This window comes from Flavobacterium poyangense (assembly GCF_011751075.1).
In the GTDB taxonomy this organism is placed as follows: Bacteria; Bacteroidota; Bacteroidia; order Flavobacteriales; family Flavobacteriaceae; genus Flavobacterium; species Flavobacterium poyangense.
In genome coordinates, this window is the sequence record NZ_JAALLN010000001.1 from 959854 (window position 1) to 971842 (window position 11989).

The following is an 11989-nucleotide window of genomic DNA, read 5'->3' on the forward strand; positions in this document are numbered from 1 at the left end:
TCTAAGTTTACGTTTGTTTAATGTCTATTTTGATTCATCAAAGGTCATACCTTTTTATGATTAATGCCAATATGTCGTTTTTTAAAGTTTTTTGTTTCAGGTTTCAAGTTTCAGGTTAACGAACTTAAAGCAACCTGAAACTTGAAACCTGAAACAAAATTTTACACAAAAAATGAAGCGCCAATAGAAGAAACTTCCATTGACGCTCAAATATACTTATTTTTTCAGAAATTATTCTCCGTATGATGCAGCAATAAATTCTTCGTAAGTTACTTCTTTAGTTGTTGGGTTTGCTTTTTCTTTAAACAACTCTAACAATTTCTCTGCTACAACTTGCTCAGAAAGTCTTTTTACTTCTTCCTGGTTAGATAAAACTCTAGCCACGATTCCTTGTACTTCTTCGTCAGTTGGGTTAGTTTGACCAAATTGAGCCATTTGTTGTCTGATAGCATTTGTTGTAAAAGCTTTCAAGTCTTCAAATGTAATTTGGATATTACTTTGAGCCATTGCTTTTCCTTCAATCAATTGAAAACGCAATCCTTTTTCAGATCTTGCATATTCTACTTCAGCTTCTTCTGCAGAAAGTTTTTTCTCTCCAACAGTTTGCAACCATTTTTTAAGGAATTCTGCAGGTAAATCAAATTTAGTGCTTTCGATCAGGAAGTTCTGAACGTCTAACAATAATTTTTGATCTGCTTGTTGAGCGAATTGTGCTTCTGCATCTTCTTTAATTTTAGCTTTTAAATCTTCTAAAGAAGCTACTTTTCCTTCACCAAAAAGTTTATCAAATAAATCCTGGTTCAATTCAGCCAATTCAGCTCCGTTGATAGCCTCGATAGTAAAGTTTACTTCGATATCTAATCCGTGAACATTGTCATGACCAACTTTTAGGTAGTCCATTAATTGGTGATCGTCTTCGAATAAACCTTTTGTGCTTACTGCTACAACATCACCTACTTTTTTACCGATGAATTTATCTCCGGCTGCTTTGTTGAAAGTCGATACAGAAATTGTAGTTGTATTGTTGATTCCGTTTTCTTCGTTAGAAAAAGTTCCTGTTAAGTCAGAGTCTGCTACAACAGCATCCTGAGGAATTGCTTTTCCGAATTGTTTTTGGATACGCTCTACCTGACCGTCGATTAATTTATCATCAGCAGTAACGATATATTTTACGATATCATTTTTAGCTTCTAAATTAATTTCGAAGTTTGGCACTAAACCAATTTCGTATTCGAAAGTTAACTCTTCAGCATCCCAATCGAAGTTTTCGTTTACTTTAGCAAGAGGAGTTCCTAAAAGATTTAATCTTTCAGATTGTACAAAACGCTCTAAAGCTAAGTCAACTACTTTTTTAACTTCTTCCTGCTTGATTGCTTTTCCGTATTGTTTTTCAACAAGGTCTTTAGGAACTTGTCCTTTTCTAAAACCTTTTACTTGTGCTAATGGCAATTTTTCGTTAATTCTTTTTGCCACCTGACCTTTATAATCCATATGAACAACGTTCATTACAATTGTCTCGTTTACAGCGTCTATTGCTACTCTTTTAATATCCATTGTCTTCTTTAATTTACATAATAAAATTGGGTCGCAAAATTATAAAATTTTTGCAACCCAACCAAGTTTTTAACCTATTGTATTTGAAGCCCTTTTTATCGGGCTTTGATTTTGGTTTATTTGTCGTCTCCTACAATTTTGTAAGTAATAGACTGAAGAATGGACAATATAACACTGAAGAATAAAGCGGTCCAGAAAGAGTCTACTTTAAAACCGCCAACAATATTGGTACACAACAAAATAATAACGGCATTAATCACCAGTAAAAACAAGCCCAGCGTCACGATCGTAACGGGAAATGTCAGGATAACCAATATTGGTTTTATAAAAAGATTCAGCAACCCTAAAACTACCGCAACAATTACGGCGGTCGTAAAACTGGCCACATGAACACCTGGTAAAAAGTGAGCGATCACCAAAACCAAGACTGCGGTAACAAGAAGTCTGAGTAATAAATTCATAATGTTTCGGTTTAATTTTTTTTCGTATAAAGTAAAAATACAAAATTTTAATAATACAATCCTTTATTTAAAATTCCATCGATTGCTTTTTTTTCATGAGCCAAAAACTTTTCTTTTTCAATGTGCGATAGATTATGCTCAACTCCTCTGTATTCTATAGTAATAAAGTTTAAAACTTCATCAAAAATCAGTTTTACCCGTTCCAAATGAAAATCAGAAGTGACAACAATGAGCGAATCCAGATTATAACTCATTATTATCTCCTTAGTCATAACAGCATCTTCAACTGTATTACCGGACAAAGCGGGCTTTAAAAAACACTCACTTCCTACTCCATTAAGCATCAGATAATTCATTGCGTAAACGGCATGTGCTTTGTTTGTTGTGTTAAAATGTGCTCCAAAACCACCAGTACAAACAATATAATGCTCCTTTGGATCAAAAATACGCGCACAATAATTTAATCTGTCTATGGAAATAGGCCCCAAACTGCCCTCTTCTGAATTTAGTGAACCCAGAACAACTAAAGCTTTCATCTATTTCAACTTTTATATTTAAGAAAAATACGGACTGCCCTTAATTGACTACTGTTTTAAAAATGATGTAGTCAATTCAAAAAACATTTTAGGATTTTCAGCATGAAGCCAATGTCCTGCATTTGGAATCGTTTCTAATTGCACATCCGGAAAATGCTGACGTATTTGCTCCATATCTTCGTCCTTAATATAACCCGAATTTCCTCCGCGTATAAACAAGGTGGGATTATTAAAAACCAAATCTTCTGCCAGCGCTTTTCCGATAGCATCTAAATTGGCATTAAAAACAGCCAGATTAAAACGAAATGCCAATTGTCCGGGTTCTACCCAATATAAATTTTTCATTAAAAACTGACGGGTTCCAAAGTCCGGAACATATTGCGTCAAAATAGCTTCTACGTCGTTTCGGCTTGGTTTTACCGAAAAATCAACTGCGTTTAACCCTGCTAAAATATCCTGATGGTGCTGGTTATAAAATCTCGGACCAATGTCGGCTACAATTAATTTATCTGTCAATTCCGGATAAGTCGTTGCAAAAAGCATCGCTACTTTTCCTCCCATCGAATGTCCTAAAATATCTATTTTACTTAACTGATTGGCCTGACAGTATTCGAATACGTCTTTTGCCATCGCTTCATAAGTAAATTCATCTGAATGAAAACTGCGTCCATGATTTCGCAAATCCAGAACATGAACCTGAAAACCAGCCTCCGCATATTGCGTAGCAAGTGTTTTCCAGTTATCTGACATTCCTAAAAAACCATGCATAATAACGAAAGGTTTCCCTTCGCCTTCTATTTTTGAGTAAAGCATAAAATCTTATTTTAATTTTTGCAAATACATATTCACCACATTATCCAAACCTAAGTAAAGAGCTTCTGCAATTAAGGCATGTCCGATAGAAACCTCTAATAATCCCGGAATGTTTTGTTTGAAAAACTGAATATTGTCTAAACTAAGGTCATGACCTGCATTGATTCCCAAGTCCAATTCGTTTGCCAGTTTTGCTGCTGCAACATACGGATCAATTCCGTTTTTATTTCCTAAACCGTACTGATGTGCATAAGCCTCGGTATACAATTCGATTCTGTCGGCTCCTGTTTTTTTGGCGCCTTCAATCATTTCCAAAACCGGATCTACGAATATGGAAGTTCTGATTCCGTTGCGTTGAAACTCCTGAATAACTTCATTTAAATACGATTGGTTTTTCACTGTATCCCATCCGGCAGAAGAAGTAATTGCACCAATTGCATCCGGAACTAAGGTTACTTGCGTTGGCTTACATTCTAAAACCAAATCAATAAAATTATGCTGAGGATTTCCTTCAATATTATATTCGGTATGTACAATGGCTTTTAAATCACGTGCATCCTGATAGCGAATATGACGTTCATCCGGACGTGGATGAATCGTGATTCCCTGTCCTCCAAAATTCTGGATATCGGTTGCCACCTTTAATAAATCAGGAACATTTCCGCCACGAGCATTTCGCAACGTTGCAATTTTATTGATATTTACACTTAATTTTGTCATATAAATAGATAATTAATTCTAGTAACATTATATTTGTAACCACAAAAATACAAAGTAAAAGGTAGTCGCTTTTGCTATTTTTTGATTATTTTGCATCAAATATGTACAATTGATTTATGACAGAAATTACCAACTATATCACAAACGATTTTCGAGCAATCGACAGCCAGGAAACGATAGCGTCGGTTCAGGACTTTTTTGCTGACCTTAGTTTTTCCCACTTTCCGGTTTTAGAAAATGGCATTTACATTGGAAGCATCTCCTCTGATGATGTTGAAACTTTTGATACTGACAAAAAAACAATCGACTATAAATATACGTTTGAACGTTTTTTTGCCCGAAAATCAATGATTTGGTTAGATCTTTTAGAAGTTTTTGCTAAGAATCACACCAACACAGTTCCTGTTCTGGACGAAAACAATACTTATATCGGCTATTATGAAATGGAAGATATCATGAAGTTTTTTAAAGAAACTCCATTTTTAAAAGAACAAGGCGGTATCATTATTGTTCAAAAAGGGCTTATCGATTACTCCATGAGTCAGATCACTCAGATTGTAGAAAGCAACAATGGTAAAATCTTAGGTTGTTTTATCTCTGAAGCTGATCTGGAAAATGTGCAGATCACCATAAAAATCGGATTGGGAGCTATGAATGAAATCATTCAGACTTTCAGAAGATACAACTACGAGATTATTTCAGAACATCAGGAAGACACCTATATCAACAGTCTAAAAGAACGTTCAGATTATTTAGACAAATACCTTAATATTTAAATTAGATAGTTAGTCAATGAGAAAATAATCTCATCTGCTAAATTATCAAACTAACGCATTTCCAGCTTATTAATTAAAAAGAATGAAAGTAGCTATTTACGGACAATATTACCAAAACAGTACAGAGCCGATCATAAAAGACATTTTCTTGTTTTTTAATTCGAATAACGTCGAGATGGTAATTGAAGAAGATTTTCTAAAAATGCTTTATGAAAAGCAACTTATCAATGCAGAATACAACACTTTTTCTTCAAACACTTCTTTAGATGATAGCTTTGAAATGTTGATCAGTATTGGTGGCGACGGAACTATCTTGAGAGCTGCTACTTTGGTTCGGGATTCAGGAGTTCCAATTTTAGGAATTAATGCCGGAAGACTCGGTTTCCTGGCGACGGTACAAAAAGAAAAGATTGATAGCTTTTTACAGTTTGTAGTCGACAAAAACTACACTATTTCTGAAAGAACTTTATTGAGCCTTACTTGTGACCCGGAAAATGACGCCATCGCAGAATTGAATTTTGCAATGAATGAAGTAACAATAAGCCGAAAAGATACTACCTCGATGATTACGGTTGAAACCTATCTTAATAATGAGTATTTAACTTCGTATTGGGCAGACGGTTTAATCATTTCAACCCCAACAGGATCCACAGGTTACTCGCTAAGTTGCGGAGGCCCCTTATTGACCCCCGATGTAAAAAGCTTAGTAATTACTCCTATTGCTCCTCATAATTTGACGGCAAGACCTCTTGTAATTCCGGATGATACAGAGATCAAACTTCGAGTTTCGGGCAGAGAAAACCAATATTTAGTTTCACTGGATTCCAGAATTGCTTCTGTAAAAAACGAATCAGTTTTAACGATAAATAAGACCAATTTTAAAATAAAGATGGTAGAAATTCCAGGCGAGACTTTCTTAAAAACCTTGAGAAACAAATTGCTTTGGGGAGAGGACAAAAGAAATTAATCTCTTTTCTGAATCAACAGTATACTATTGCGGTGCATTTTCCCGTTCTGCATGTATCGAATCATCATTAAATATCTATAAATCATATCGTAAATTGAAAAAAAAGCACATTTTACTAAAGAAACTTTGATTCGTATTGATAATTATTATATTTGCACGCAATTCTGAATTAAATGAAGAAAATTTTTAATTTATTGTTCTGTTTTTCCCCCCTCTTTACACTGCATGCTCAAATAAATGAGATCGGTGTTTTCTTGGGTGGAAGTAACTTTGTAGGAGATGTGGGAAAGACAACCTATATCGCTCCGGAAAAACCAGCTTTCGGTGTTCTGTATAAATGGAACAGAAGCCCACGTCACTCTTTCCGTTTCTCCTATACGCAGTCTGCTATAACAGGAAATGACCTGAAATCTGAAGAAACCGGAAGAAGTAACAGAGGTTACAAATTTAAAAACAATATAAAAGAGCTTTCCGCCGGTTTGGAGTTTAATTTTTTTGATTTTAATCTACATGATTATCATCCTAAAGTTACACCTTACGTATTTTCGGGATTGAGTTTCTTTAACTATGATGATTTATATATCTCAGGTGGACAAACAAGAAAAATAAAAAAATCGAATTCGTTTGCTATACCTATTATATTAGGTATAAAATCGAATATAACGCCCCATCTGATTTTAGCAGCAGAAGCCGGAGTGCGTTATACTTTTACTGATAATATTGACGGAAGCAGTCCCAGCAATGGAAACTTAGCTTCGTTACGTTTTGGAAATTTAAATAATAATGATTGGTATGTATTCTCTGGTGTTACCTTAACCTACACCTTTGGACAGAAACCTTGCTATTGCGCATATTAATAAAATGAACTTACTAGACTCTTTAGATACAACAAATTTACCACAGCATTTGGCCATTATTATGGACGGGAATGGGCGTTGGGCAAAACAACAAGGCTTCTTAAGAGCATTTGGTCACGAAAACGGAACAAAGTCCGTAAAAAATACAATTTCCACTTGTGCTACACTTGGCATCAAGTACCTAACCTTATATGCTTTTTCGACAGAAAACTGGAATCGTCCAAAACTCGAAGTAGAAGCTTTAATGAAAATTCTAATCAATTCACTAAAAAAAGAGCTTGGTACTTTACAAGAAAATAACATTAAACTTAATGCTATCGGTAATCTTGAAAAACTACCTAAAACGGCTCAAAAAGAACTTTTAGATGTTATTGAAAAGACCAAAAATAACACCCGTATGACTCTTACTCTGGCCCTAAGTTACGGATCAAGAGAGGAATTGGTAAATACCGTTAGAATCATCAGTGATAAAGTTAAAAATAATATAATTTCAATAGACTCTATTGACGATTCAATTATAAATGAGCATCTTTACACGCAAAATTTACCTGACGTAGATTTATTAATACGAACAAGTGGAGAACATAGAATAAGTAATTTTTTGTTGTGGCAGATCGCCTACGCAGAATTATATTTTACTAATGTCTTGTGGCCAGACTTTAAAGATCAAGATTTATATGAGGCTATTATTAGTTATCAAAAAAGAGAACGTAGATTTGGAAAAACCAGTGAACAAATTAAATAATTTTTTAGTGTTACAAAAAAGAATACAGATCGTCCTTACCCTGATTCTGATGGGTAGTTTTTCACAAATAAAAGCGCAAGAAAGAGTTCCTTTTGATCAGGGAAAAAAGTACATTCTTGCTAAAGTCTCTGTCGTTGGTAAAATAAGCTTCAATGAACAAACGGTTGTTACTTTCTCTGGCCTTCAAAAAGGACAGGAAATAACAGTACCCGGAGAAGAAATTAGTGGTGCAATTAAAAAATTAGGGAAACTTGGACTATTTGACGAGATTTCGTTTTATGTAAATAAAATTGAACAAGACAGTATCTATTTAGACCTGAATATTATTGAACTTCCTAAACTAAACGAGGTTAAATTTGTTGGTATTAAAAAGAGTAAAGTAGAAGGATTAATTAAAGATAACAATTTGACTAAAAACAAAATTGTTAACGAAAACCTGATTACAACTACCAAAAACTACATCGAAAACAAGTATAAAAAGGACGGTTTTTACAACACTAAAGTTACCATCACCACTACTCCCGATACCACTGCCGGAAATCAGGTAAATATGGTTGTACGGGTAGATAAAGGTGATAAAGTAAAAATTAGCAGCATTGATTTTGAAGGCAACACACAACTTAGCGATACTAAGCTAAGAGCTGCTATGAAGGACACTAAACAGAAAAATGTCTTCCGTATTCTTAAATCTTCCAAATTTATACCTGAAAAATATAAAACTGACCTAGAAAAAATTATTGCTACCTATAAAGAAAAAGGGTATCGTGATGCACGTATTATACACGACTCTGTTGCTTATGACAAAGAGAAAAATATGCTTGCCATCAAAATTAAAATGGAAGAAGGAAATAAATATTACTTCGGAAATATTAAATTCTTAGGAAATACCGTTTACCCTGATCACCTTTTAAGTCGTTACTTAGGGATCAAAAAAGGAGAAACGTATAACGGTGTTCTACTTGAAAAAAGAATCGCAGATAAAACAAAACCGGATGCAGAAGACATTACCAATTTATACCAAAACAATGGTTACCTGTTTTCTAACATTAACGCCGTAGAGGTAAAAACAGCTAATGATACAATCGATTTTGAGATCAGAATTACTGAAGGGCCTATCGCTTATTTTAATAAAATTACAGTTGTTGGAAACGACAAAACAAATGATCATGTTATTTACCGTGAGTTAAGAACTAAACCGGGTGAAAAATACAGTAAAGAGCAATTGGTAAGAACCATTCGTGAAATTGGACAATTAGGATTCTTTGATCCTGAGGCGATCGATCCGAAATTCAAAAATGTGGATGCAGGTGCCGGAACAGTAGACATCGAATACCATGTTGTTGAAAAAGGATCAAGCCAGGTAGAACTTCAGGGAGGTTACGGAGGTGGAGGTTTCATCGGAACCTTAGGACTTTCTTTTAATAATTTCTCAGCCAGAAATTTATTCAAAAAAGACTCGTACAAACCTTTACCAATGGGAGATGGACAAAAAGTAGCACTTCGTTTACAAGGAAGTACTTATTTCCAAACGTACAGTTTATCTTTTTCTGAACCATGGTTTGGAGGAAAAAAACCGGTACAGTTTAGTTCTTCTATCTCTTACAGTAAACAATTCTTAAACAATTTTGTGACCAGAGATGTAGATAAAAGCAAAAGTTTTAACATCTTAACTTTACAAGTTGGTCTTGCTAAAAGGCTTACAGTACCGGATGATTACTTCGTATTGTCACAATCTATAAGTTACCAACATTATGATTTGAACAATTATAACACAGGATTGTTTACCTTTGGTAATGGAGCGTCAAGAAACTTTGCATACACTATTGGAATTTCAAGAAGTAATAAAGGGGTAAATCCTATCTTCCCTACTTATGGTTCGGAATTTAGTTTATCTGCAAAAATTACACCTCCTTATTCTTTATTTAACGGTATTGATTATTCAACACTGGGAGATCAGAAAGAATATAAAGTGACTGCAACTCAGGATGCAACCGCACCGGACAAAAATGGTGTAATGATTAAACAGGGAGATTATCTGGATATAGATGGCAATAAAGTAAACACTTACCAGGAGGCAGCAGCAGATCCGGCGAAGGTCGATCAGAAAAAATACAACTGGTTAGAATATTATAAAATTAAATTTAAAGCAGACTGGTATACTAAAGTGTATGGTAAATTAGTTTTAAGAACATTAACCGAGTTTGGTTTCTTAGGAGCTTATGATCAGGCACGAGGTGTAGTACCTTTCGAACGTTTTTACATGGGTGGTGATGGAATGGCCAACTATTCTATGGACGGTAGAGAGACTATTGGATTAAGAGGATATAAAAACAACTCTTTAACACCAATTATCGACGATCCGAAAGATCCTAGATATGGACAGCAAATTGGAGCAACAATTTATAATAAGTTCTCTATGGAGCTACGTTATCCAATAACATTAAAATCATCGGCATCTATTTATGCGTTGACTTTTATAGAAGCAGGTTCTTCTTACCCAACGTTTAAAGCTTACAATCCGTTCGATTTATATCGTTCAGCTGGTTTTGGTTTACGTGTATTCATGCCTGCATTTGGATTATTAGGTATTGATTACGGTTATGGATTTGATGCCGCACCGGGATCTGCCACGACTAAACCAAATGGTGGTGAGATTCACTTCATTATTGGTCAGCAGTTCTAAGAAGATTCTTATATTTGGTTAAAAATTTTCAAATGAAAGTAATGTTATGAGAAAACAGTTTTTATTTATATTTTTAGCCTCGATTGTAGCAAGTACAAGTCAGGCACAGACAAGATCGACAAGGATTGGCTACATAGATATGGAGTATATCTTAGAAAATGTCTCTGATTACAAAGAAGCAAATGCACAATTAGAGCTTAAAGCTCAAAAATGGAAACAAGAAATTGAGACCAAAAAAACAGATATCAATAATCTCAAGGAAAGCCTTAAAGCTGAAAAAGCTTTACTAACCAAAGAGCTTATTGACGAAAGAGAAACAGAGATAAAATTTCTGGAGACAGAAATGTTGGATTACCAGCAAAAGCAATTTGGAGCCGACGGTAATTTAATCCGACATAAAGCTGCTTTAGCAAAGCCAATTCAGGATCAGGTTTTCACAGCCGTTCAGGATATTGCAGAAGCCAAAAATTATGATTTTGTTTTTGACAAATCCTCTGATTTAACGATGCTTTTCAGCAATAAAAAGTTTGACATCAGCGATCAGGTGATCCGAATCCTGAACCGAACGGACAAGCGCGAACAATTGACTAAAAAACAATTGAAAGAGCAGGAGAAAAAAGAAAGCCTTGAAAACGCTATCGATGAAAATCCTGCCATGAAGGACAGACAAAAAGTACTTGACGACAGAAAAGCAGCAAGAGAAAAATTAATTCAGGATCGAAAACTGGAGCAGGAAGCTAAAAAGAAAGAATACGAAGACAGAAGAAAAGCATTATTAGCAGAAAGAGAAGCCAGAAAAAATGGCACGGTTTCTGAACCAGCCAAAACAGACGCTACCAAAACCAGCCCGTCTACTGACAAACCCGCTGCTGCAACTGAGCAAAAAACAACAACAGCTCAACCACCGGCAGTAGACAATAAAGCAGAAGAAAGACAAAAACTTTACGAGCAACGTAAAAAAGAATTAGAAGAAAGAAAAAAGAAAATTTTAGAAGAGAGAGAAGCGGCCAAAAAAGCAAAAGAAGCCGCAGCACAGAAAACAAATACGACCAATAATTAATTAATATTTTAAAAATGATGAAACAAATCAAAACTTTACTAATTGCTGCTGTACTTATTTTAGCAGCAAATAACACAATGAACGCACAAGCTAAGGTAGCTCATGTTGATGTTAGCGAGATTATGTCGAAAATGCCTGCAATGCTTGACGCTCAGAACCAACTACAAAAATTAAGTGGTACATACGATGCTGAATACAAAAAAATGGTTGACGAATACCAAGTAAAAATCAAAAAGTATGAGGCTGAAGCTGCTACAGTAACAGAAGCTGTAAACGGTGAGCGTTCTAAAGAAGTTCAAGACATGCAAAAAAGAATTGTTGATTACAGAGACAATGCACAAAAAGAACTACAACAAAAAGAAACTGATATCGTAAAACCATTAATGGAAAAAGTAAGAGCTTCTATCCAAAAAGTTGGAAAAGCTAAAGGTTTCCAATATGTATTAGACGGTTCTACTCTTTTATTAGCTGACGGTCCAAACGTTACTGCTGATGTTAAAAAAGACTTAGGATTCTAAGAAACACTTTCTTATTATAAAAAACGGCTCTGCTTTTTAAGTTTGAGCCGTTTTTTTATATCAAAAAAATGGTGAACTAAATTCCAAATTTTTGAAATTCCAAATTCCAAAAATTAAGAAAGACCAACAAAACCCGATGTCAGGCTGAGCGAAGTCGAAGCCCCTCGCACCTTTGCACCTTTGCACCTTTGCACCTTTGCACCTCAGAACCTCAGAACCTCAGAACCTCAGAACCTCAGAACCTCAAAAAAACCTATTTTATTTAAAACACAAATTGTAGAGAAACGCAGAAATATGTA

12 protein-coding genes are annotated in these 11989 nt (G+C 34.8%); 7 read left to right on the top strand and 5 right to left on the bottom strand.

The window, feature by feature from the left end; genetic code table 11:
• Positions 1 to 231: 231 nt before the first annotated feature.
• The 5 genes from G3A47_RS03910 to G3A47_RS03930 all read right to left on the bottom strand — a co-directional run bounded on the left by G3A47_RS03910 (position 232) and on the right by G3A47_RS03930 (position 4084).
• Positions 232 to 1554 (bottom strand): trigger factor, encoded by a 1323-nt coding sequence (locus tag G3A47_RS03910; protein WP_166920603.1) that lies wholly within the window; start codon positions 1552 to 1554, stop codon positions 232 to 234.
• Between the two features lie 116 nt (positions 1555 to 1670).
• Positions 1671 to 2015 (bottom strand): phage holin family protein, encoded by a 345-nt coding sequence (locus G3A47_RS03915; RefSeq protein ID WP_166920605.1) that lies wholly within the window; start codon positions 2013 to 2015, stop codon positions 1671 to 1673.
• Between the two features lie 47 nt (positions 2016 to 2062).
• Positions 2063 to 2551: a YdcF family protein gene (locus tag G3A47_RS03920; protein ID WP_166920607.1), complete on the bottom strand. Its 489-nt coding sequence runs from the start codon at positions 2549 to 2551 to the stop codon at positions 2063 to 2065.
• Positions 2552 to 2599: 48 nt separating this feature from the next.
• Positions 2600 to 3364, bottom strand: coding sequence for an alpha/beta fold hydrolase (locus G3A47_RS03925; RefSeq protein ID WP_166920609.1), 765 nt, complete (start codon positions 3362 to 3364; stop codon positions 2600 to 2602).
• A 6-nt stretch (positions 3365 to 3370) separates the two neighbouring features.
• Positions 3371 to 4084 carry a pyridoxine 5'-phosphate synthase gene (locus tag G3A47_RS03930; protein WP_166920611.1) on the bottom strand — a complete coding sequence of 238 codons (714 nt, stop codon included), beginning with the start codon at positions 4082 to 4084 and terminating at the stop codon, positions 3371 to 3373.
• A 116-nt stretch (positions 4085 to 4200) separates the two neighbouring features.
• Here G3A47_RS03930 and G3A47_RS03935 point away from each other — a divergent pair, with 116 nt between their 5' ends.
• The 7 genes from G3A47_RS03935 to G3A47_RS03965 all read left to right on the top strand — a co-directional run bounded on the left by G3A47_RS03935 (position 4201) and on the right by G3A47_RS03965 (position 11690).
• Positions 4201 to 4860, top strand: a complete 660-nt coding sequence (locus G3A47_RS03935; RefSeq protein WP_047773171.1) for a CBS domain-containing protein — start codon at positions 4201 to 4203, stop codon at positions 4858 to 4860.
• 82 nt (positions 4861 to 4942) lie between these two features.
• Positions 4943 to 5827, top strand: a complete 885-nt coding sequence (locus G3A47_RS03940) for an NAD kinase (protein ID WP_166920613.1) — start codon at positions 4943 to 4945, stop codon at positions 5825 to 5827.
• Positions 5828 to 6000: 173 nt separating this feature from the next.
• Positions 6001 to 6684, top strand: a complete 684-nt coding sequence (porG, locus tag G3A47_RS03945; protein WP_166920615.1) for a type IX secretion system protein PorG — start codon at positions 6001 to 6003, stop codon at positions 6682 to 6684.
• A gap of 4 nt (positions 6685 to 6688) precedes the next feature.
• Entirely contained in the window at positions 6689 to 7429 is a 741-nt protein-coding gene (locus G3A47_RS03950) for an isoprenyl transferase (RefSeq protein WP_166920617.1), read from the top strand.
• Complete coding sequence (locus G3A47_RS03955; protein WP_166920619.1) at positions 7362 to 10112, top strand: BamA/OMP85 family outer membrane protein; 2751 nt, start codon at positions 7362 to 7364, stop codon at positions 10110 to 10112. The genes G3A47_RS03950 and G3A47_RS03955 overlap by 68 nt, the downstream gene beginning before the upstream one ends.
• A 46-nt stretch (positions 10113 to 10158) precedes the next feature.
• On the top strand, positions 10159 to 11172 hold the full coding sequence (locus G3A47_RS03960) for an OmpH/Skp family outer membrane protein (protein WP_166920621.1): 1014 nt from the start codon (positions 10159 to 10161) through the stop codon (positions 11170 to 11172).
• Between the two features lie 14 nt (positions 11173 to 11186).
• Positions 11187 to 11690 carry an OmpH/Skp family outer membrane protein gene (locus tag G3A47_RS03965; protein WP_208328338.1) on the top strand — a complete coding sequence of 168 codons (504 nt, stop codon included), beginning with the start codon at positions 11187 to 11189 and terminating at the stop codon, positions 11688 to 11690.
• Positions 11691 to 11989 lie beyond the last annotated feature (299 nt).